At 40.9% G+C, this 23,644-nt stretch carries 19 protein-coding genes; 13 read left to right on the top strand and 6 right to left on the bottom strand.

Features of this window, described 5'->3' with window-relative positions:
* Nucleotides 1-106: 106 nt before the first annotated feature.
* Nucleotides 107-901 carry an adaptor protein MecA gene (locus WAA20_RS18285; protein WP_073386594.1) on the bottom strand — a complete coding sequence of 265 codons (795 nt, stop codon included), beginning with the start codon at nucleotides 899-901 and terminating at the stop codon, nucleotides 107-109.
* A gap of 924 nt (nucleotides 902-1,825) precedes the next feature.
* Here WAA20_RS18285 and WAA20_RS18280 point away from each other — a divergent pair.
* The 6 genes from WAA20_RS18280 to WAA20_RS18255 all read left to right on the top strand — a co-directional run bounded on the left by WAA20_RS18280 (nucleotide 1,826) and on the right by WAA20_RS18255 (nucleotide 7,706).
* Complete coding sequence (locus tag WAA20_RS18280) at nucleotides 1,826-3,562, top strand: glycosyl hydrolase family 18 protein (protein ID WP_073386593.1); 1,737 nt, start codon at nucleotides 1,826-1,828, stop codon at nucleotides 3,560-3,562.
* 142 nt (nucleotides 3,563-3,704) lie between these two features.
* Complete coding sequence (locus WAA20_RS18275) at nucleotides 3,705-4,766, top strand: L-threonylcarbamoyladenylate synthase (RefSeq protein WP_073386591.1); 1,062 nt, start codon at nucleotides 3,705-3,707, stop codon at nucleotides 4,764-4,766.
* Nucleotides 4,767-4,832: 66 nt separating this feature from the next.
* On the top strand, nucleotides 4,833-5,270 hold the full coding sequence (gene rpiB, locus WAA20_RS18270) for a ribose 5-phosphate isomerase B (protein WP_073386589.1): 438 nt from the start codon (nucleotides 4,833-4,835) through the stop codon (nucleotides 5,268-5,270).
* 84 nt (nucleotides 5,271-5,354) lie between these two features.
* Entirely contained in the window at nucleotides 5,355-5,984 is a 630-nt protein-coding gene (gene upp / locus WAA20_RS18265) for a uracil phosphoribosyltransferase (RefSeq protein WP_073386587.1), read from the top strand.
* A gap of 18 nt (nucleotides 5,985-6,002) precedes the next feature.
* Nucleotides 6,003-6,485: a dCMP deaminase family protein gene (locus WAA20_RS18260; RefSeq protein WP_073386585.1), complete on the top strand. Its 483-nt coding sequence runs from the start codon at nucleotides 6,003-6,005 to the stop codon at nucleotides 6,483-6,485.
* A gap of 51 nt (nucleotides 6,486-6,536) precedes the next feature.
* On the top strand, nucleotides 6,537-7,706 hold the full coding sequence (locus tag WAA20_RS18255) for a cell wall hydrolase (RefSeq protein ID WP_242951158.1): 1,170 nt from the start codon (nucleotides 6,537-6,539) through the stop codon (nucleotides 7,704-7,706).
* 49 nt (nucleotides 7,707-7,755) lie between these two features.
* Here WAA20_RS18255 and WAA20_RS18250 read toward each other — a convergent pair whose 3' ends face one another.
* Nucleotides 7,756-8,256: a DUF402 domain-containing protein gene (locus WAA20_RS18250; RefSeq protein ID WP_073386581.1), complete on the bottom strand. Its 501-nt coding sequence runs from the start codon at nucleotides 8,254-8,256 to the stop codon at nucleotides 7,756-7,758.
* A 106-nt stretch (nucleotides 8,257-8,362) separates the two neighbouring features.
* Here WAA20_RS18250 and WAA20_RS18245 point away from each other — a divergent pair, with 106 nt between their 5' ends.
* A complete protein-coding gene (locus tag WAA20_RS18245) occupies nucleotides 8,363-10,924 on the top strand; it encodes a hypothetical protein (RefSeq protein ID WP_073386580.1) in 2,562 nt (853 codons plus the stop codon).
* Between the two features lie 148 nt (nucleotides 10,925-11,072).
* Here WAA20_RS18245 and WAA20_RS18240 read toward each other — a convergent pair whose 3' ends face one another.
* The 4 genes from WAA20_RS18240 to WAA20_RS18225 all read right to left on the bottom strand — a co-directional run bounded on the left by WAA20_RS18240 (nucleotide 11,073) and on the right by WAA20_RS18225 (nucleotide 16,513).
* A complete protein-coding gene (locus tag WAA20_RS18240) occupies nucleotides 11,073-12,281 on the bottom strand; it encodes a ribose-phosphate pyrophosphokinase (protein WP_073386578.1) in 1,209 nt (402 codons plus the stop codon).
* Nucleotides 12,282-12,325: 44 nt separating this feature from the next.
* A complete protein-coding gene (locus WAA20_RS18235; RefSeq protein WP_073386576.1) occupies nucleotides 12,326-13,285 on the bottom strand; it encodes an ATP-binding protein in 960 nt (319 codons plus the stop codon).
* A gap of 306 nt (nucleotides 13,286-13,591) precedes the next feature.
* Nucleotides 13,592-14,620: a DnaD domain protein gene (locus WAA20_RS18230; RefSeq protein ID WP_242951157.1), complete on the bottom strand. Its 1,029-nt coding sequence runs from the start codon at nucleotides 14,618-14,620 to the stop codon at nucleotides 13,592-13,594.
* A gap of 576 nt (nucleotides 14,621-15,196) precedes the next feature.
* Complete coding sequence (locus WAA20_RS18225; RefSeq protein WP_073386574.1) at nucleotides 15,197-16,513, bottom strand: Mur ligase domain-containing protein; 1,317 nt, start codon at nucleotides 16,511-16,513, stop codon at nucleotides 15,197-15,199.
* 541 nt (nucleotides 16,514-17,054) lie between these two features.
* On the opposite strand from WAA20_RS18225, the gene WAA20_RS18220 reads away from it, so the two are divergent.
* From WAA20_RS18220 to WAA20_RS18195, 6 genes are all read left to right on the top strand, one after another.
* Nucleotides 17,055-18,329, top strand: coding sequence for a glucose-1-phosphate adenylyltransferase (locus WAA20_RS18220; RefSeq protein ID WP_073386572.1), 1,275 nt, complete (start codon nucleotides 17,055-17,057; stop codon nucleotides 18,327-18,329).
* On the top strand, nucleotides 18,326-19,444 hold the full coding sequence (gene glgD / locus WAA20_RS18215) for a glucose-1-phosphate adenylyltransferase subunit GlgD (RefSeq protein ID WP_073386570.1): 1,119 nt from the start codon (nucleotides 18,326-18,328) through the stop codon (nucleotides 19,442-19,444). The genes WAA20_RS18220 and glgD overlap by 4 nt, the downstream gene beginning before the upstream one ends.
* A 71-nt stretch (nucleotides 19,445-19,515) precedes the next feature.
* Nucleotides 19,516-19,824 (top strand): septation regulator SpoVG, encoded by a 309-nt coding sequence (gene spoVG / locus WAA20_RS18210; protein ID WP_073386568.1) that lies wholly within the window; start codon nucleotides 19,516-19,518, stop codon nucleotides 19,822-19,824.
* A 206-nt stretch (nucleotides 19,825-20,030) separates the two neighbouring features.
* The gene (locus WAA20_RS18205) at nucleotides 20,031-20,963 is read left to right on the top strand and encodes a glycosyltransferase family 2 protein (RefSeq protein ID WP_073386567.1); all 933 of its coding nucleotides are present in this window, start codon (nucleotides 20,031-20,033) and stop codon (nucleotides 20,961-20,963) included.
* Between the two features lie 53 nt (nucleotides 20,964-21,016).
* On the top strand, nucleotides 21,017-22,456 hold the full coding sequence (locus WAA20_RS18200; RefSeq protein WP_081373731.1) for a sugar transferase: 1,440 nt from the start codon (nucleotides 21,017-21,019) through the stop codon (nucleotides 22,454-22,456).
* Complete coding sequence (locus WAA20_RS18195) at nucleotides 22,456-23,595, top strand: hypothetical protein (RefSeq protein WP_073386565.1); 1,140 nt, start codon at nucleotides 22,456-22,458, stop codon at nucleotides 23,593-23,595. The genes WAA20_RS18200 and WAA20_RS18195 overlap by 1 nt, the downstream gene beginning before the upstream one ends.
* The last annotated feature ends 49 nt before the right edge of the window (nucleotides 23,596-23,644 follow it).

The raw sequence follows: 23,644 nt of genomic DNA, 5'->3' as shown, positions 1-23,644 counted from the left end.
CGTAAGCTGCAGGGGGATTTTTATAGTGTCAGGCAGCATTCAGACTATTTGACGTACCGGGACACAAAAAAGAAATCCGCAGAAGACTGCGGATTTCGTAGAATTTTTATTCACTTGCTGAAGCTAGTTTTTGAAGGGCTTTATCAGCTATAACTATTGGATAGTGCTCTTCAAGGAAGATAGAGCTGTAGGTTGCTGTATCCACCATCTTTGCATATTCACCGAACAGATTGCAAAGATTGATGAAACGCTTATCATTCTGGTTGCCATATATGCAGAGAAGATATCCGCCCTCATCCTCATTGCGGAATAAGGTATTACGAGCGTGGAATCCCGGAGGAAGGAGTGCCGGGAGCTTAAGTACATCATGCATGGATCCAAGCTTGAAGCAGCAGAAGGAATTTTCACTGTTTCTTGCAGCTCTTTTTATAGATGCATTTAAACCTGTCTTAAGTCTCTTGGACTCATGATTTGTAACTCCATCAAGGAAACCGGAGAAATCGCCATCCTGAAGACGATGGAACAGATCCATGACCTCTTCATCTTCGTTTTCTTCTGTATTTTCTGAATAGTCGACATTCCCGTTTTCATACGACGCATTATCATCCTGAACAGACGGCCCGAATTCTGAAAAACGGGTATCGAGTTCTTCAGGATCCTCGGACTTTGTAATAACTAATATTATACATTCGGAATTAACAGGAATAGCCTCTATCATGAGCGGAACGTCCTCTGCATTAAAGCCAAAACGAGTATTGGCCTGATGCATCATTTCCTGGAAAAGTTCACGCGCTTTATCAGTACCATATGCGAGCTCACTAACTTTGAGCTGTCTCTTGGTAAGATCCTCTCTGGTAAGTGTGCAACGGATCTGGTGATCATTCACCTTCTCAATTTTCATAAACTTACCTCCTGCTTTTGTTATTTCATCCTTGAAAACCTGGCTGTAAAAATTGATTACACAAATACTAAGGTAAACCATGGGTAATGTCAATATATGTATCGGTCCAAAGCCCTAAATTTAAGAGCCTTTTTTCTAAAAAATAAAAAAGATTTTATTAATAAGACCCTTGCGAAAAGACACTAATGGGTATATAATACATTTTCGTGAGACGCCTTTCCAGGATATGTATCCGGAAGGGGGGTATGTTTTCTAAAATTTCGTAATTAGTTCTGCATCAGTCAGAACGCCTTACAGACATATTGGTCTGAGGGATTACCCATTTTTGAAAAATAACAAACAATTTTAATTAAACAACGTATCAAATTCTGAAATTATCATACCTGCGGTATTTTTATGGGTTATGTGTTTTGGGAGCCATAATTTGCAGATATACCAAAACAAAAACGCTGATATTTCGCAGTCTGTAAGTAGCATTTCGCTACGATATTTCAAGTAAGTTTTTTATCAGGGTACGGAATGGCATCTCATAAGAAGATAGAGCATCTTTTTTGCAAAAAAGGATAAGTTTGAAAATAAAATTTTCAAACTTCACAAAGTGGTGTCGCGAGCTCCACCACTTCAACCATTAGTCACTCGTTTCACTCGTGACATGAGGTTAAAATATGAAATTGTATCAGTAAGTATATCACGGATACCTTTTGGTGCTGATACAGGTCTTTTTTGGCAAAAGAAATACTTGTGACAAGAGTACATTTATAACAAGAGGATCCCGCCAATTGCATATACTTGTAACTGGGGTCACAAAGCCTATAGACGCACAGCCATTCGACTAATGATCAGATGGCTGTGCTTTTTTAATATATCACAATGTGGTAAAATATAACCCGGCCAAAACTATTAGAATTTGAGGGAAGAGATTTTATGAAACATAAGGTTATACCGGTACTAATAATTGTTGTCCTTATCATACTGCTTGGAGGAGGCTATGCAGGTAAGTATTTATATGACAAATACTCCTACAGTAATGAACAGGCTGATACTACAAGCTATTTTGGAATAGAAGATGAAGCGGATGTTCCGATAATTCTCCAGTATGAAAAAACTGATCTTCACGCGAGACTTATTGATGGCGTATATTATATGACATTTTCTGATGTACAGGAGTACTTAAACGACCGTTTCTACTACGGCGAAGAGGAAGAAATCCTTGTTTATACAACTCCTACTGCGATCTTAACTATCGGAGTTGGCGAAAGCACTGTAACTTCTACTGACGGATCATCAGAAGATCTTGGATATAAAGCTGCAGTTTTCGAAGGTGATACCCTTTACGTAGCAATGGACTATGTAAAGAAATACACTAACTACTCATATACAGCTTACACCGATCCTAACCATATCACAATGTTTACTGAATTTGGTCAGGAGGTAAGAGCTACTATCAAAAAGGATACCAAGCTTAGACTCCGCGGAGGCGTTAAGAGCGAGATCCTTGTCGGACTTAAAAAAGCAGACACAGTCGTAGTCCTTGAAAAGCTTGAAGACTGGGCCAAGGTTGTAAGCCCTGACGGCTATATCGGATATGTTGAGAACAAGTTCCTTGATAATATCCAGACAGTTGATCTCCTTGCTCCAAGTCATTATGCAGAGCCTGAATATACATCTGTTAAGATGAATGGCAAGGTTAACCTTGTATGGCACTCTATTGGCGGCCAGGCTGGTAATTCAACCCTTTCATCTGCAATTTCAGGAACTACCGGGATCAATGTTATATCACCAACCTGGTTTTCACTTAGTGACAACGAAGGCGGCATAGAATCTTTTGCCGGACAGGATTATGTAAATACAGCTCATAATAATGGAATGCAGGTATGGGCAGCACTTGATAACTTCAACAACTCTTTCTTCCGTGATGGAGAGGGTAATACTGCTACGGTACTTGCAAGCAGCACATCAAGAGCAAGGCTCATTGATAACCTTATGAGCGAAGTAAGAGCCTATGGAATCGACGGAATCAATATCGACCTTGAGTTTACAGGTTCAAGCCTTGAAGATATCACAGCTGATGGCGGCGAAGATTATATTGAGTTTTTAAGGGAACTTTCAATAGCCTGCAGGGCAAATGGAACAGTACTTTCTGTTGATATTCCTGTTCCTATGGGCAATAGCTTTTTCCACAGAAAAGAGCTTGGAGTTGTATGCGACTATGTGATCATAATGGCATATGATGAGCATTATGAAGGAAGCGCAGAAGCCGGCTCCGTTGCATCCATATCCTATGTTGAAGACGGTATCAAGAATACTCTTGAAGATGTACCGGCAGATAAGCTTGTCAATGGTATTCCTTTCTATACAAGAATATGGTTTACAAGTACTGATGGAACAGTAACCAGCCAGGCAGGCGGAATGTCATGGGCAAGTGAATATATAAGAGCCAATAACATCGAGATGACCTGGGATCAGAATACATGCCAGTATTATGGTACTTTTACAAAATCTGACGGAACTAAGGTTGAGATCTGGCTTGAAGATGCAGAATCCATCCAGACCAAGCTCAATGTCATGAATGTAAACGGCTGTGCAGGCGTTGCTGCATGGCAGCTTGGATACGAGACAAGCGATATATGGCCTATACTGGAGACATACGTTAATAATTAACGATATATTTGCAGATGGCAGTAAGAAAAAAACAAATGATAGAAATATATATCAATAAAAAGCAAATGATATCTGTATAAATATAATATTTATATAAGAGTTGATTTAAATATCGATAAAAGAGTGGTAAGAGGAAGTAAAAGTGGAAACACAGGTAGTAGTAATTGATGAAAACAATATTGACGAAAAGGCGCAGGAAGCTTTGAAAAAAGCAGGCCAGATCCTTCTTGCAGGAGGCCTTGTTGCTTTTCCCACAGAGACTGTATACGGACTTGGCGGGGACGGAAGAAATCCTGACTCGTCAAAAAAGATCTATGCTGCAAAGGGCAGACCTTCAGATAATCCGCTGATAGTGCATATCTGGCAGGTTGAGGATCTGTACAAGGTAGCATCAGATGTATCGGAAGAAGCTTTAAAACTTGCTAAGGCTTTCTGGCCGGGACCACTTACTATGATCCTTAATAAGTCAGATCTTATCCCGCTTGAGACAACAGGCGGTCTTGATACTGTTGCAGTACGTATGCCAAGCAATAAGATCGCAGCACAGATGATCAGGGAAGGCGGCGGATTTATTGCAGCGCCAAGCGCTAACACATCAGGAAGACCGTCACCTACAGTTGCCAAGTACTGCATAGAAGATCTTGACGGCAAGGTTGACATGATAATAGACGGAGGCCAGGTTGGAATAGGCCTTGAGTCAACTATAGTCGATCTTACTTCAGATGTTCCCATGATACTTCGCCCCGGTTACATAACCTATGAGATGTTAAAAGAGGTACTTCCAAATGTAAGTATCGATAAGACGATAATAGATTCAAATTCAAAAGAAAAGCCCAAGGCACCCGGTATGAAATACCGCCACTATGCGCCTAAAGGCGAGCTTACAATAGTGGAAGGTTCGCAGGAACATGTGTTAGAATATATTAATGAGCGTGCGATAAAGATGCATGAGCAGGGTCTTAAGGTCGGTGTCATTGCTACAGATGCAACGGCTGGGGATTATAAAGCTGATGTAGTCAAGAGCGTAGGGTCAAGGGAAAACGAGGAGAGCGTTGCGCACGAGCTTTTCCGCATACTTCGTGAGTTTGATGACGAAGATGTGGATGTCATGTTTTCAGAATCCTTTGATACAAATGGTATAGGTCAGGCTATAATGAACCGGCTTTTAAAAGCAGCCGGTCAGCATGTAGAACACTTAGATTAAAGTTGATAAATCAGCTGCATAGATGATTTCATCATAAACCAGAAAAATATGGAAGGAAGTACAACAATGATAGCACTTGGCAGTGATCATGGCGGCTATGATCTTAAAGTCGCAGTAATGGAGCATCTTAAGGAGAGAGGAATCGAGTACAAGGATTTTGGTACTTATGACAAGAATTCCTGCGATTATCCTGATTTTGGTCTTGCAGCAGCTAAGGCTGTAGCATCCGGAGAATGTGAAAAGGGTATTGTTATCTGCACAACCGGAATTGGTATTTCAATGGTAGCTAATAAGGTTAAGGGCGTTCGCTGCGCACTTTGCTCTGAAGTATCATCAGCAAGACTTACAAGGGAGCACAATGATGCTAACGTTCTTGCTATGGGAGGCGGATTCGTAGGCCCTGTTCTTGGATGTGAGATCGTTGATACATTCCTTGATACAGAATTTTCAGGTCTTGAAAAGCACAGCCGCAGAATTCAGAAAATGATGGATATGGAAGCCTGAATCAATAAATAATTAGCATTAGATATTTTTCTTTATATGCATCAAAAGTTATATAACTATTATCTATAAAAGAGGAGAACAACAATGTCCAAAATAGTAGTAATGGATCACCCACTTATCAAACACAAGATTGGTCTTATCAGAAGAAAGACAACAGGAACAAACGAATTCAGAAGAATCATCGGTGAGATAGCTGAGCTTATCTGCTATGAAGCTACAAGAGATCTTGAGCTTCAGGATGTTGAGATAGAGACACCCATTACTAAGACAGTCGTTCAGGAACTTAAAGGAAGAAAGCTTTGCGTAGTTCCGATCCTTCGTGCAGGTCTTGGAATGGTTGATGGTATGCTTGAGCTTATACCTGCTGCAAAGGTTGGTCACATCGGACTTTATCGTGATCCTGAAACACTTAAGCCGGTAGAATACTACTGCAAACTTCCTGCTGATGTTACAGAAAGAGAGATCTTCGTAGTAGATCCTATGCTTGCTACAGGCGGATCATCAGCTGCAGCTATTCAGATGCTCAAGGACAAGGGCTGCAGACATATCCACTTTATGTGCATCATTGCTGCTCCTGAAGGAATCAAGGCTGTTCAGGAAGCTCATCCTGATATTGATATCTTCATTGGAACAGTTGATGAGAAGCTTAACGAGAACGGCTACATCGTACCTGGACTTGGCGATGCAGGTGACAGAATTTTCGGAACAAAATAATTTGTTCGGAGGACTAAGATGAAAAGAGAAGACTATATTACCTGGGATGAGTACTTTATGGGAGTTGCGAAGCTTGCAGGCATGAGATCCAAGGATCCCAATACTCAGGTTGGTTCATGCATAGTAAGTGAGGACAACAAGATATTATCCATGGGTTATAACGGATTTCCTAAAGGCTGCTCTGATGAAGAGTTCCCCTGGGAAAGGGACGGCGAGGATGAACTTGCAACTAAATATCCATTCGTTACCCATTCAGAGCTTAATGCGATCTTAAACTATCGCGGTGGTTCACTTGAAGGTGCAAAGATATATGTCTCTCTTTTCCCTTGTAATGAATGTGCCAAGGCTATCATCCAGGCAGGAATAAGAACTGTCATCTATGATAGTGACAAGTATGAAAACACAGCATCCACAAGAGCATCCAAGAAGATGTTCAATGCTGCAGGTGTAAGGTATTATCAGTATCAGCGTACAGGTCGTAATATACACATTTCTATTTAAGACGGAATTTTTATGGCGAGAAGGCGAGGGGCGAAACAAACACATAGAAGGGTGAAAAAAGCATTTCAGGTCATGGCACTTTGTGTCGTGACTTCGATTTGTATACGCTTTGCTGCGGTTAACGAACCTTTTACAGTGTTTGCTACATCTGAAACCAAGAAAGCTTTGGAAGATGCCAAGCAGGAGCGCGAAGATCTTCAAAATGAGCTTGATGATAAAAATGAGGATATAGATGACCTTAAGTCTACCCAGAGCGACCTTAAATCTGAGCTTTCAGACCTTAATACCCAGTTGTCGGATGTAAGTAATAATCTGGCTAGAATAGAGGCTGATATCGATGCCAAAAAGACAGAGATAGAAGAAACACAGGCCCAGCTTGAGGCTGCAATGCAGACAGAGGCAGACCAGTATGCTGCTATGAAAAAGCGCATTCAGTTCATATACGAGTCTCAGGATTTTGTGCTTATAGAAATGCTTCTTGAATCTGAAAGCTTTGCGGATTTTCTGAATAACAGTGAGTATATACAGCGCCTTTCTGAATATGACAGAGAGCAGCTGCTTGCGTATCAGAATACTGTAGCGCAGATCGAAGAAGCCAAGGCGCTTCTTGAAGAAGAGCAGGCACAGCTTGAAGCATATCAGACAGCTCAGATGGAAGAGCAAAGCAGAGTATCAGGACTTGTTACATCTACAAGTAATGCTGTAAGTAGCTATGCTGATCAGATCGATGCTGCGGAAGCAGAAGCTGAGGCTAAAGAAGCGGAGATTGCTGCTAAGGACAATGATATAGCAGAGCTTCAGAAAAAGCTTGAAGAAGAGATAAGACTATCAAGACTTGCTGCACAATCCTCATGGAGAGATATATCAGAAGTAACATTTGCAGAAGGTGACAGATACCTTCTTGCTAATCTTATTTACTGTGAAGCAGGCGGAGAGCCATATGATGGACAGCTTGCAGTAGGCGCTGTCGTAATAAACAGGGTATTATCCAGTGTGTATCCTGATACGGTTGTGGGAGTTATATACCAAAACAAACAGTTTGCACCTGTTGCCAGTGGAAGACTTGAGCTTGCACTTGCGCAGGACAAGGCAACAGCTTCCTGCTACAGGGCAGCAGATGAAGCCATGAGCGGAGTGACTAATGTTGGAACCTGCGTATACTTTAGGACTCCTATTCCGGGACTTGAAGGTATACAGATCGGCAACCATATTTTCTACTAAAGATGGGCAGATTTATATCCCTTTAAGGATAATGTCAGATGACTTTCATTTAGTGGACATTGTTCCGCTCTTTTGAGATCTGGATCTCCAAAGGAAGGTAAAGTTCAGACAGTCTTCCTTCGTTGATGATCTTTATAAGGCGGTCAAGACTTTCAAGACATTCGTGCATCTGTCCGGCTGTCAGAAGGCTCTTGTCATAAGCCTGGGCTAGTTCGTCCAGATCGACGACTTCGAACCTGCCATCAGGATAGATGACAACATCTGCCAGAAGGTCAACGACCATTATTGAATTGTCTTCGGGACCTTTTTGATAGGATACGATGTCAAAATACCACCTGCTGAAGGTGCCATCGTCTCTGTAGAACTTACTTAATTTGAAGCCTTGATCCAGGAAATAACAGGAATACCCGTAAGAAAGATAATCTTTTTTGCGAAAAGCATGCCACGACGTCATGATCATGCTTGAATCATGATAGAGAATGACGTCATCCTTTAATTTAATACACTCATCTGGTATTATCCGCTTACGGTACAGAATTGGATTTTCCATATTCCACCTCACGGTTTTCCATATATGCTAAACGTTAGGTTATTAAAAATAGCTTACATTGTGACGGATAATAAGTCAAATGATAAAATATATTTGGTAAACCATCATGAAAAAGACGATAATAAAGATCATATATATAATCATAGTTTTTATCTTGAGCCTTATTCTGATAAGTCGTTTTACTAATCATCAGAGAAGTGATATGACTGCTCAGATGTCTTTGGCGACTCTTCCGACATTGTCTTTAATTGAAAATGAAAATTCCCTGTGTACCCTTTATGGTTATACATCTGAAATGGATGTAAAGTACATACATGGTACTATTTTCCCCACAGGAGTAAACAGGGAAATAACTGCAGTGATGAATCTGTATGGTCAGGATGCTACGAATTTCAAATTCGAAGTAAGAACTCTTGACGGCAGCAGCCTTGTTGAAAGCACCCAGATAGACAGCGCTTCAAAAAGTGCTGCGAAGGATACTGTAACACTTAATTTCCAGATAAAAGACCTTATAGATGAAAATAAAGAATACGCTCTTGTGATAATGGCTGACGTAAATGACCAGACTGTCAGATACATTTCAAGGATCGTATGGACAGGTGATGAAGAGCGCTATTATTTTGACGAGAAGCTTGATTTTGTAAAGCACTTTTCAGAGACTACTTTTGACAAAGAAAAAGCTCCTGAAGAAATAAAGACATATCTTGAGTCTAATTCATCAGGTGATAATACTTCATATGCCAAGGTTAATATCAATTCAAGTTTAAATCAGGTCACCTGGGGTGATCTTGAGATTAAGTCCCATACTGATCCTGAAGTTCTGACTGTGGATCTTCACAAGCAGACAGGAAGCTTTCTTCTTAAGTATCAGGTGACAGTAGGTGGAGAAAAAGAATATACCTGCAATGTAGAAGAGTATTTCAGAGTGCGCTACACCAAAGACAGGATCTATCTTCTTAACTATGAACGCACGATGGATAGCATTTTTACGCCTGATAAATCTGAGTTTGACGGCGGAGAGATAAGTTTAGGAATAGCTGATACAGACAATATAGAATTTACTGAAAATGAGGGCGGATCAGCATTTGCATTTGTATGTCAGGACAGACTCTTTTCCTACAATGTTACAAATAATAAACTTGCATTTATCTTTGGCTTCTATGATGAAAATAATAATGATACAAGATGCATGTATCAGGGTAACTCGATTCAGATCCTGAATATCGATGAAGCGGGTAACGTATATTTCTCTGTTGCAGGATATATGAACCGCGGAATTCATGAGGGAAAAGTCGGTATTGCGGTTTATGCTTACAATGCATCCACCAATACTGTAGAAGAGCAGGTCTTTATCCCGAGTAATCAGTCTGAAGACATTATCATGGCATATGCCAAAAAGATCGCTACACTTGGTAACAGCAGCCAGTTCTATGTAATACTTGGAAGCGACCTGCTGGCAGTTGATCTTGAAGGCAGGACCTATGAATCAGTCATCAGCAATATGCTTGGCTGTGAGTATGAGATGCCAGAGTCAGGAGAGATGATAGCTTGGCAGGACAAGTCAAGCAGGGACGGCCTTAAGTCCATAAATATCATGAACTTTGCAACTCAGGCTGTTACTACTATTGAGCCTGATGACGGCGAGTATATAATCCTTCTTGGATACATGGACGATGACCTTGTATATGGCGTTGTCAAAGAAGAAGATATCCATGATGATCAGATGGGTAATCCTGTATATGCTATGTATTCAATTAGAATACAGGACAAAGAGGGAAGACTTCTTGAAAACTATAAGTCAGAGGGTAACTTTACTGTAGGAACTCTCATTAAGGACAATCAGATCATCTTGTCCAGAGTTAAATGGAATGAAGGAACAGGCTTTTACGAGGAGTCAACTCAGGACCAGATCATGAGTACGCTTGAAGTCGAAGAAGGCTCTAACATTCTTGAATATGTAAATACTGATGCTTATAAGCTTACTGCAAGGATAAGCCTTAAGAACTCAGTAACAGCGGCTTCTCTTAAGGTGCTGACTCCTTCTCAGACATTATATGAAGGAAGCAGGGAAGTACCTGTTGAAAAGAGCAGTACAGAAAACAATATGTTCTTTGTATATAACAAGGACCAGGTTACGGATATCACGGTAGATGCCGCTGATGCTCTTAATAAGGCTTACGCCTGCAAGGGTGTTATAGTGGATAACTCTAACGATTACGTATGGTATTCTGGTAACCTTCTTACAAGTAATCAGATCATGAGCATAACCTATAATGTAGAAGATAAGAATTACAGTGCTGATAATTCTACAGAAGTGTGCCTGAGGACTATGCTTGAATTTGAAGGCATAAATGTTGATGTTGGAAAGATGCTTGAAGAGGGCAGTACTGCAGAAGAGATCCTTGCGCAGAGTCTTCCTGGAGCGACTATCCTTGAATATGATGGCTGCGACATGAATGCTATGCTCTATTACCTTAATCAGGATATCCCTGTAATGGTAAGATTATCTGATGGTAGCGCTATGCTTCTTATAGGCTTTAACAGCCAGAATATAGTCCTCTTTAATCCTGCTAAGGGAACAGCCAGCGTTTATAAGAATGGAATGAATGATTCTATAGACTTATTTGAGGAAAACGGAAATCATTTCCTGACGTATCTGTACAAATAGAAACGAGAATTTATAGAATCATAGAATCTATGATGCAATGACAACGCAAACTTCGCACAGCGAAAAATAAAAGGACCATCACTCCCCAGTGATGGTCCTTTAAAAGTTGGTGTAAGTTTTTCGTAACTTGATTTTTGACTGAAAAAATTTAATTTTTCAGTGTTGCGAATTCTTCTAATTCTCCGTTATTGTAACGAGTTATGATTGAATTGATACGTTCTACAGGATTAAGAAGATCACTGATAGAAGCATCATGATTAAGTGTGTCGATAATATAAGCAATATACTTGCTCATGTCAGTACTAATGTACCATTCGCGTGAGAGAAGCTCCGGTGTCTGATAGATCAGATTGGTCGTCAGGATTCTGTCGATAATGCCCTTTTCATAGGCTTCATCAAACTTCTCGAGTCCTGATGTGAAGAGTCCAAAGGTCGAGAATACGTAGATCCTGGCGGCCTTGCGCTCTTTCAGCTCTGCGGCAACATCAAGCATGCTTTCCCCGGAAGAGATCATATCGTCTATGATGATAACTGTCTTACCTTCTACTGAAGATCCCAGGAATTCGTGGGACAGTATCGGGTTACGTCCGTCAACTACCTGAGTGTAGTCACGACGCTTGTAAAACATGCCTACATCAAGGCCAAGTACGCTGGCCAGATATATAGCACGGCCCATGCCTCCCTCATCAGGGCTTATTACCATCATATGATCCGAATCAATCTTGAGGCCGCTCACATTGCGCAGGAGTGCTTTTATAAACTGATAAGTTGTACGAACTGTTTCAAAACCATTGAGCGGAATAGCGTTCTGTACACGAGGATCATGTGCATCGAATGTGATAATGTTATCTACACCCATGGATGTCAGTTCCTGAAGCGCGATTGCACAGTCGAGGGATTCGCGTCCTGATCTCTTGTGCTGACGTGACTCATAAAGGAATGGCATGATCACTGTGATTCTGCGTGCCTTACCGCCAACAGCTGCAATAATTCTCTTTAAATCCTGATAATGATCATCAGGAGACATATGATTTTCTTTGCCAAAAAGTTTATATGTCAGACTATAGTTAACAACATCTACCAGAATGTAAAGGTCATCACCTCTTACAGAAGTCTTGATAACACCTTTACCTTCACCGGTTCCGAATCTTGGAAGGTCACAATCCAGAAGGTATGAAGGACGCTCATAACCGGAGAATGCGAGACTCCCCTTGTGCTCGTTCTCACGTTCTGCCCTCCATTTAACAAGGTAATAATCTACCTGTTCAGCCAGTTTCCTGACACCCTTAAGGGGGATAACTCCCAGGGAACCTACCGGAATGGTCTCCAGATCACGTTTTTCTTCTCTTTTTGGCATTGAAAAAAATCCTCACTTTCACTTGAAAACAGTATTCCCAAAACTTACCTTTTTGCTTTTTGCAGACGTATGTCTGTACCCGTTAATTTAAGAAGCTGGAAATGACTCATGATACGTGAAAATACCCTGTCCTGATATCTGCCATGTATTTCCTGTAGTGAGAGATTAGTTGAAATAATAGTAGATCTATGCCTTAAGTCTCTCTCGTTTAGGATAGTAAACAACTGAGCGATAACAAAGGAGTTTGTAAGTTCTGTACCTAAATCATCTATTATCAGCAATTCACAATTGTAAAGGTAATCGCAAAGGTTTTCAAGTTCGGATTTTGAATTATAATCAAATGCATAATCCGAAAGTTGTCTGAAAAGGTCGCTGCTACTGAAATATATCACGGCAGTTCCCTGATCAAGCAGTTCCTTTGCTATGCAAATAGATAAAAAGGTTTTACCGGTTCCTACTGTACCATAGAAAACTATATTTTGGTAGTCTGTTCTGAAGTTTTTAACGAAGCTTTTAGAGATTTTTTCCGCTGCCTGAAAATGCGCTAGATCATCACCTCCATAATACTCTTCCGACAACTTATTAAAGTTGTTTGTACTGGTCAACAGTTCCAGATTGGACTTAGCATAGAGAAGCTTAATTGTGCGCTGTTGAAAACAATGGCATTTCCCAGTACCTATATAACCTGTGTCCTTACAGTCAGGACATTCGTATACAGGTTCGAGATAGTCTTCCGGAAGACCAGCCTCCTTCAGCAGGGATTTCTTGCGTGCGATGACAGCAGCCAGCTTTTGCCTCAGAACATCCATGCTCTGATTGTCACCTGATAGCCTCCCTATCTCAAAATCAACCGAAATGGAGGGAATCGACTGATCCAGTTCCCTGTATCCCGGGACATGAGCGTAAACATAGTCGCGTCTTTTGTCTGCCTCTGCGCGGCTCTTAAGCTGTTTGATCTCGTACTCGTGCATGATTTCATTATATTGCGCGTTATTAAGTGCCAATGGTCTGCTCCCTGAGGTGTATTTTGGTTCAAACTTCCCGGTTATTATGGGGAAGTTGATAGTTGTGGCCGGAAGATTCCGCTGAAATAATCCTCGCTCTACCTTGCCACTCGTCGTAGGGGCTTATGTTGTTCGCATTGTATTTATCGAAGACGTAAAGTGGTTTTACGTTTCAACATACGATGCCCCTGGGCACTCCTCGTACGGATAACGATCGAGGATTATTTCAGCGGAATCTTCCTATATAGTCTTAAGCATCTCCCCATAATAGCTGGGAAGTTTGGTTTGCTTGTTGCGTTTGATATTTCAGTTTTTTATTAGTTCTTTTTCTAAAGCATCAAAGTCATAGGTGTTCTGCTGGAACTGAAGATATAAGTTGTTCTTGCCTGATGTCTTCTTTGAAGCTTTAGTATTATCTGAAGATTCTACGGTATGACTCTGGTCGAGCTTAGTTATATCTTCCTGAGATGACACATTAGATTCATGCCAGCTCTTTAATATACCTTCTGCATACTGGAGTCTGTTCTTTTGTGTAGAAAGAACTGTTCTTGAACAGGCTTCGATAACGATTTCGAGAGAAAAGCCATATTCGTTGAACCAGCGTTCTATATATGCAGCTTCTGCAGGAGCGGGAGTATTATCAAATCCAAGCTCCTTCATAACGGTATAAACATTCTTATTATATTTTCTTGCTCTTGCTTTTGCCTGACGAGTAGTCTTGATTCCTGCCTCTGCCCAGTTCTCAGCGACTTTCTCCATATAACGGAAGTCTTTTTTGCCCTGTTCAGCGCAGTACTGCATCAGGTAGTCCATAAGATCCATAGAGAACTCAAGGTCATTATGTATATAGAAGATCTTCTGGATATCAGCGGGACTTAAAGTTCTGCCAAAGTACTGCTCTGCAAGGAATACAAGCTGCTGATTCTCTTTCTCGTCTGATTTCTTAGGACGATGAGCAATTGCAGGAGTAGCAGGTGAACTTGCCTTGATGGCTCTTGATCCGGGCATAACAGTGACTTTAGCGCTGTCATGGACTTCCGGAATATCTTCTAAAGAAATGCTAAGAAGATGACCTGCCCCGTCATACTCAAGGCTTATGAGTCCTTTCTTTTCCCAATAAGTAAGGGCTCTCATTATATCTTTTTCGGTGTCATTGAATTTATCAGCGATATCACAGACGCTGGTAGAAAGTCCTGCCTGCATCATGCGCAGAAGGTAAAGGTAAACCTTGATCTGAGCATCATTGGCATCTCCCATATAGTAATCAATAAATGCGTTGGTAACAGCAGTCTGGCTGGCCGCTGTGTGATGACTCATTGTCACTTTCCCCATCATAAGCTAGTGTCCCCTTTGGTGTCACAAATTTTACGAAATGTCTTCCTCCCTACAAGCCAGGCACTTCGTTTGTGTAAAAAATAAAACATGAGCCTTATACTGTGAAAAAAACATTTAGATAGATCCGCTTTGGATCTGAGTGTTCGGCTTTGAATACCTCCGAACAATTCAGAGTATAGCACAGGGATTTTTTCGTGCAAATAGGCAAAAAGACGATTTGCCCTCCTTGCGTAGCTTGCTAAAAGATTTTATAAAATCAGTGTGGAGACGGTGGATAATGTGGAAGTTTCAAAAAAGAACCGCCACATTTACAAGCCTTTGGGGATGTGAATGTAACGGTTGTTATCTTAAAGGTTTTCGCTCCAAAAATCCGGTTTAAAATGTGGACAATGTGGAAAAATCATTTGCCATCTTGGTGATTGCCGATTCTTTACACATTTGCGGCACCCCTTGTTATCAACAAGTTTCCTTTAGTGCAATTTTGCAAAAGAAATTTTTAAAGCTAACTAATGTTTTCAAAAGTCGGAAATAGTTGTATATTTGGGCATGTGCGTTAATCCACTGAAAAGAATCAGTTTATTTTACTACGTTTCTGAACCATTTATCCGCAGGTCCTGCAGTTAATAGTATAATCAGATACCCATCGCTGTGGTCTGCCTTTATTTTTTCCGCAAGGTCATCATCAAGTTCAGCTACAAATGCCTTATCCTTTGCACTTATATCAGCTATAAACTCCTCAGGTGTTATAACAGGAAGGCTTTCATCTTCTCTTGTAAGATAAGTAGGAAGCCAGTATATCTTGTCCGCTTCGTCGAAAGCATCCTTATACAGGTGCCTTACTTCGTGCTGGCGGGTATTCTGATGGGGCTGATAAATGACTACAACGCCCTTTTTGGAAAGCTTCCTGGCTTCTTCTTTGGCAATATCTATTGTAGCTTTTACTTCCTCCGGGTGGTGGGCATAGTCTGAATAAAAGCCTTCACATATACGCTCGAATCTACGTCCTACTCCTGGGAATTCGTTTAAAACGCAGAGGATTCTTTCATCGGAAACCTCTTTGCCGCAGAAACTAAGCATTTCTTTTATGGCAAAAAATGCTGTGGTTGCATCTTCTCTTCTTGGACTTCCTGAAAGATTGATACGCTGATCGATCCCTGGGATGATCTGCAGATTTTTGCCCTTAGCTTTAAGGACGTCTACGCCGTGGATGGAAGCTTCTTTAGTTGCAAAGATTACCTTCTCAGACTGGTCCTCAAACTGTATGAAAGCCTGTTCATAATCTTCCCTTGTCTTATAAATATCAGGATGATCGTAGGATACATAGGTTATTAAGCTTACCCATGGATGGAAATTAAGGAAATTCCTATCGTACTCATCCGCTTCATAAATAAAGAACTTGTCCCCTTCTTTGTAGGATCCGGATGGAACAAAAGAAAGAGTGGTTCCTACAAGATATGAAGAGGGCAGGAGCCTGTTATTATTATCATCTGTAAGCTTGTCTATTGCCCAGACCAGCATTGATGTAGTAGTTGTTTTACCATGTGTTCCGGCTATAGCTACCATTTTAAGGTCAAGATCTTTTACCAGCTTAGCTATAAGTTCATCTCGCTTTGATACCTTGATTCCTCTGTCTCTTGCCATAACAAGTTCAGGGTGATCCTGAGGAAGAGCTGAAGTGTAAATGAACCAGTCTATTCCAACTGAATCTATTTTTTCAGAAAAATAGGTGCCATCCTGAGGACCAACCTGGTACTCAATTCCTGCGTTTTCAAGCTCATTTGCTATTGCACCAAGGCTCCTGTCGGAACCATAAACATTTATTCCGGCTTTTTTGGCCATTAAAGCAAGTGGTCCCATTCCGGTTCCAGATATTCCTGAAATATATATATTCATATTTATTCTCCTACTATATTATAGATAAATTATTTCGTGTACCGCGTTTTGAATTGCCAATTCAAGAATCTAAGATTTCCTGAAGTTGAAAAATTCGTGCACTTTCAAAGTGTACCAGGCCTTATTATAGCAAATCTCTATCAGACTGTTAAATAAGCAATAAATGACGTTAACTTCGCACACCGAAGCGTCACACATCGAAAAACGCCTAAAAATAGAATTTAACAGGTGGCCGGATATTATATATAATATCCGGCCACCGGCTAAAACTAAATTATATCTTTTCCTATGCAAGAAGCCTAAGTAAATGATTAAATGAATTATTGCGATTTTACGTTTCATAATGGCACATTCTGTGATATACTTTTAATCGGAGATATTTCGCATCTTCGTTTCTTTATGTTTTACCATAGTTCTACCGTTGCAGTCACGTTCTGCAATATCAGGCTGCAATATAGTTCCGCATTATTTTTTCAGTGCTAATGCACAATTTTAAAAGAACAGAAATGTTCAAAATCGACATCATACGCGAGGTGGCAAGATGATTAAAAAGGAAATGATAGCCATGCTGCTCGCAGGGGGGCAGGGTAGCAGATTGGGCGTCCTCACTGATAGGATGGCTAAACCGGCAGTTTCATTTGGGGGAAAGTATAGAATTATAGACTTCCCACTCAGTAATTGTATTAATTCTGGAATTGATACCGTAGGCGTACTTACACAGTACAGACCTCTTAAGCTCAATTCACATATCGGAATCGGAATATCCTGGGACCTCGACCGTAATTTTGGTGGCGTAACTGTTCTTCCTCCTTATGAGAAAGTTGGAAACAGTGAATGGTATACAGGTACTGCTAATGCGATCTATCAGAACATGGAGTATATGGAAGCATATCATCCTGATTATGTTCTGATCCTTTCCGGTGACCATATTTATAAGATGGATTACGAGACAATGCTCGATTTCCATAAGGCTAATAATGCAGATGTTACTATCGCAGTTATGCCTGTTCCTATGGAAGAAGCAAGCCGTTTTGGTATCATGATCACAGATGATCAGAACCAGATCGTAGACTTTGAGGAAAAGCCTGAGCATCCACGTTCAAACCTTGCTTCAATGGGTATTTATATCTTTTCCTGGAAGGCACTCAAAGAGGCTCTCACAGTTAACCGTGACCAGCCTGGACTTGATTTTGGTAAACATATTATCCCGTATTGCCATGGCAAGGGCGAAAGACTCTTTGCTTACGAATTTGACAGTTACTGGAAGGACGTAGGAACACTTACTTCATATTGGGAAGCTAATATGGAGCTTATAGATATTGTTCCTGAGTTCAACCTCTATGAAGAATACTGGAAGATCTATACCAAGAATGACGTTCAGCCTCCGCAGTACCTCGGACCTGACAGTACTATAGAAAGAAGTATCATAGGTGAAGGATCTGAGATCGAAGGTGAAGTTTACAACTCCGTAATAGGCAGCGGTGTTAAGATCGGTAAAGGAACCGTTGTCAGCCATTCTATCATAATGAATGGTACACAGATCGGAGAGAACAGTAATATAGAAAAAGCGATCATCGCTGAGCAGTGCCATGTAGGCTCTTATGTAAAGCTTGGTGATGGTGAGGAAGCGCCTAACGAAACGAGGCCAGATATATACAGGGAAGGACTTGTTACTCTCGGTGAAGGAACTGTGATTCCGGATAAGGTAACGATCGGTAAGAACGTAATGATCAACGGCGTTACTGAAGCCAAAGACTACAAGAATGGAAAGCTTTCAAGCGGCAAGACTCTGGATAAGGCAGGTGATGAATCATGAGAGCAATAGGAATTATTCTGGCAGGTGGTAACAGCTCCAAGATGGGCGAGCTCTCTGAGAAAAGAGCTGTATGCGCAATGCCGATAGCAGGTCATTACCGCAGTATTGACTTCGCACTTTCAAATATGTCCAACTCTCACATTCAGACAGTTGGAGTTATAACACAGTACAATGCGGGTTCACTTAATGAACACCTTTCATCAAGTAAATGGTGGGATTTCGGACGTAAGCAGGGTGGTATGTTCATATTCACACCAACCCAGACTGCTAGTAATTCAAGATGGTACAGAGGTACTGCGGATGCAATTGGTCAGAACCTCGACTTCCTTAAGAAATGTCATGAACCCTATGTGATAATCACATCCGGTGATTGTGTCTACAAGATGGATTATAACAAGCTCCTTGAATATCACATCAGCAAGCAGGCTGACATCACAGTAGTATGTAAGGATATGCCTGCAGACGTTAATACCGACAGATACGGTACTATCAGAATGAATGAAGAGAGCCGTATTGATGAATTCGAGGAAAAGCCTGTTGTAGCTAAATCAAACACAGTATCCTGCGGTATCTACGTTATCCGCAGAAGACAGCTCATCGAACTTATCGAGAAGGCTGAAGCTGAAGAAAGATTTGATTTTGTACGTGATATTCTTGTCAGATACAAAGACATGAAACGTATCTACGGCTATAAGATCAAGGAATACTGGTCCAACATAGCTACAGTTGAAGATTATTACAAGACCAACATGGATTTCCTTAAACCGGAAGTCAGGAACTATTTCTTTAATGAGTATCCGAGTATCTACACCAAGGTTATCGACCTTCCTCCGGCAAAATATAATGTCGGCGTAAGAGTCAAGAACAGCCTTATCTCAAGCGGATGCATCATTAACGGAACCGTCGAGGATTCACTGGTATTCAAAGAATCCTTCATAGGAAATAATTGCTATATTAAGAATTCCATCATCCTAAACGATGTTTATATTGGCGATAACTCTCATATCGAGAACTGTATTGTGGAAAGTCACGGCACGATACAGGCCAACTCCTATTGTAAAGGAGAAGACAAAGTTCAGGTGGTGGTAGAGAATAACGAGAGATATGTCATCTGAGTATAAATTCATCCGGCGCATGACAACTTGATTGCATGAATGCCAAAAGTGCCTACGAGGGGGCAAAACAAATGAAGATTACAGATGTACGTGTTCGTAAGGTTCTTAAACAGGGCAAAATGAAAGCAGTAGTTTCAATTACTTTTGATAATGAATTTGTAGTTCATGATATCAAGGTAATCGAAGGCGAAAAAGGATTGTTCATTGCAATGCCATCCAAAAAGTCGGCGGATGGTGAATACCGTGACATAGCTCATCCAATTAATTCCGACACACGCCAGCAGATCCAAACGATGATCCTTGATGCATATGAAAAGGCAGCTGTAGAAGACGATACAGCGCAACCGGCAGAAGAAACGCCGGAAACACCTTTTGTTTAAACCAAAACTCAGGAACGATACATAACTCTCACGCAGGGGCGGGGCTAAATTTTGTCAGATAGACAACTTTTAGCCCTGCCTCTGTGCTTTTTCCGCTTATTTAAGGCATTCTTGAATTTATAATTTGCTATTATATGGTATAATATGGTGAGGATTGTGTGTTCAATTGGGGTTGGAAAAATATTAAACAATAAATGAGGACAATTATGAAACTACTTAGCGTGATCGTTCCATGTTATAACGAAGAAGAGAACGTGGCGGATTTTTATGAAGAGCTTATGAAGACAGAAGAGTTCTTCAAGGGTAAAGATGTTGATTTTGAGATCATTTATATAGATGATGGATCTAAGGACGGTACTGCGAAGGAAGTCCACAAGCTTATAGACAGGGATAACAGAGTCCATTTTGTAAGCTTTTCAAGAAATTTTGGAAAAGAGGCTGCTATCTATGCCGGTCTTCAGCATGCAAAGGGAGATTATGTAGTAATGCTTGATGCTGACCTTCAGGATCCACCGGCACTTCTTCCACAGATGTACAGCTATATAGTAAATGAAGGCTATGATTCTGTTGCAACAAGACGCGTTGACAGAAAAGGTGAGCCACCTATCAGGTCCTTCTTTGCAAGAAGGTTCTATCACCTTATCAACAAGATGTCCAAGACAGAGATCGTAGACGGAGCAAGAGATTATCGTCTTATGACAAGACGATTTGTTGATGCGATCCTTTCCATGGAAGAATATAACCGTTTTTCCAAGGGTATCTTCGGCTGGGTAGGCTTTGATACCAAGTGGATCGAATTTGAAAATATCGAAAGAAAAAAAGGCGAGACCAAGTGGTCTTTCTGGAAGCTTTTTATATATGCAATCGATGGAATAATAGCATTTTCAACAGTTCCGCTTGCCATTGCATCCATTATCGGAACACTGTTTTGCGCCATAGCTTTTGTAGGAATACTCTTTATCCTTATAAGAAGTCTTTTCTGGCAGGATCCCACAAGCGGCTGGCCATCAATGGTCTGCATCATAATGCTTGTAAGCGGTGTACAGCTCTTTTGCCTTGGAGTTGTCGGACAGTACCTGTCCAAGACATATCTCGAAGTTAAGAAAAGACCTATGTACCTTGTAAAAGAGGATATATAAGGGCATCTTCTTCGAAAAGATCACGCATTATATAGGTGCAGGAGAAAGGTTATATGGCACGCAGACGTTATTCTGAATCTACAAAACGAATTATTACACTTATCATCGGCCTGTGCGAACTCATCCTTGAAACAGTGGTATATGCATGGTTCTGGTTTGGAAGATACTATCCGGAACTTTCATCTGTTCGAATCAGTCAGGATGGCTACGTACTTGGTAATGGTATTAAATACACGATGAACGGACATATCGTAGTCCTGCTCATCTATTTCAGCTTACTCTTTTTCTTTTCACGTACATACGGAGGATTAAGAGTTGGATATGACAAGCCTCTGGATGTATTTTTATCACAGATTTTTACACTCCTTATCGTAAATATCATTTCCTACTTCCAGCTCTCACTTATGAGAAACTGGCTTGTTTCAACAGGACCTATCATCCAGGTTCTTTTTATTGAACTTGCATTATCTTTTGTCTGGACCTACGTTGTGGACTTTCTGTACAAAAAGTTTGTGCAGATGCCAAGAGAACTTCTTCTCATATCAGGCAATCATCCGACGGATGACATTGAGCACAAGTTTGGTTCAAGACCTGACAGATTCCATATCACAAAGAGGATCAATATAGATGCTGATATGGATCTTTTGAAAAAAGAGTGTCTTAGCAAAGCTTACGGCGGCGTTATCATCTGGGATATACCAACCCAGAAGAGAAATGAGCTTGTAAAATTCTGCTATGCTCATTCTGTAAGAATGTATATCATGCCTAAGATCACTGACGTTTTAGTAAGAGGATCAGATCAGCTCCACCTTTTCGATACTCCTATCCTTCTTCTTAGAGAGTATTCCATCAAGATTGAGCAGAGGATCGTAAAGAGGTTTATCGATATCATATGTTCACTCATTTTGATAGTGCTCACCAGCCCTATCATGCTTATAACTGCTATATGCGTACATCTTTATGACGCAGGTCCTGTATTTTATAAGCAGGTAAGATGTACTGTAAACCAGAAGCCTTTCAAGATCATCAAGTTCAGAAGTATGAGACAGGATGCGGAAAAAGACGGTGTTGCCCGCCTTGCATCCAAGAACGATTCAAGGATCACACCTATCGGTAACTTTATCCGTAAAGTTAGGATCGATGAGCTTCCTCAGCTCTTTAACATACTTAAGGGCGAAATGTCTTTTATCGGACCGCGTCCTGAAAGACCTGAGATCATAGAGCAGTACATGGAAGAGATGCCTGAGTTTGCATACAGAATGAAGGTTAAGGCCGGACTTGCAGGATACGCGCAGGTTTATGGCAAGTACAACACAACTCCTTATGATAAATTAAAGCTCGACCTTTTCTACATACAGAACTACTCTGTATGGCTTGATATAAAGCTTATGCTCCTTACTATCAAGATCCTCTTTACACCTGATGCAACAGAAGGCGTAGATGAGAATCAGATCACAGCCATGAAAAAACAATCCGAGGAGAACGAGAACTGATGGCACTTGAAGATACCGGACACAGAAGTGAAAACATGAATATCAGAAGCTTCTATGGAAGACTTGTAAGAAAGATATGGCTCTTACCTCTTGCGGCAGTAATAGGAGCTGTTGTTGGTTTCATCCTGTATTTTGCTTCCCATGTGATCTATGGACCGGCAAGGACTTATGAGACAACTTCCATGCTGTATCTTATCTTTGCTCCTGATGAAAGCGGAGAAGTATACGATCACTATAATGGTTATACCTGGAACCAGCTCATGACAACGGATGATATTGTCAACACCACCATGGACAATCTCAAGCAGATGGGAATAACAGAACTTGCATCCGGAAGTGAGACTCCCGGATCCATTGAAGGCGGTGTTACAAGAGATGAAGTTCTTAGAAGTACTACTGCAGCTGTTCCTTCAGACCTTAGATATCTTGTTATCACCATCAACAATGCAGACAAGGACCTTGCGCAGGCGATCCTCATTGCTACAGACAATGCCCTTATATCCTATGGTCAGAAAAGAGATGAATTCATCTCTATTAAGCTCGAAAGAGAAGATGAATCGGCCAAACTTGAAGCTGTAACAGACAGAACAGTAGTGGCTACGGCGCTTGGCGCAGGAATATTTGTGATTCTTATGATCATGGCTATGATGCTTATGGATGCCATGGATGATGCAGTATATGTTCCTGAGGATGCAGAAAAAAGGTATCATATGCCGGTACTTGGAGTTATGCCTGGAGACGGCCAGGAACTTCCTACCAGATTTAAGAACGAACTTTTGGCCTGCAGTAAAAAGATTCTTGGATCTCATTCTTCTATAGCAGTAATATCTGCAAGCGACGTAGAAGGATCAGAGGATGCCACAAAATCTGTAGAAGAGTTTAAAAAAATCGTTAAGGGTACCTTCAACTTTGACAGAACGAAGATAGAAGCTATGCCTGTTCCGGGCTCCACACTTGAGTCTTATAGAGAAGCATCTGACTGCGAGGGTGTTGTGATATTAGTTCCTGCAGGTGAAAGAAGAGGCGCTTTTGTAGAGCACATGATCAGCCAGCTTCATAAGCATGACTGCCCTGTACTTGGTATCATCGTTACTAAAGCAGATATGGGCTTTTTGAAGTGGTATTATCGGATAAAATAAATGAGAAAAGCCATATATTATCAGTATAGTGGCTTTTTGATCCTTACAA

It is taken from the genome of Butyrivibrio fibrisolvens (genome assembly GCF_037113525.1).
GTDB classification, from domain to species: Bacteria; Bacillota; Clostridia; order Lachnospirales; family Lachnospiraceae; genus Butyrivibrio; species Butyrivibrio fibrisolvens.
This window is presented reverse-complemented; position numbering and strand designations above follow the sequence as displayed.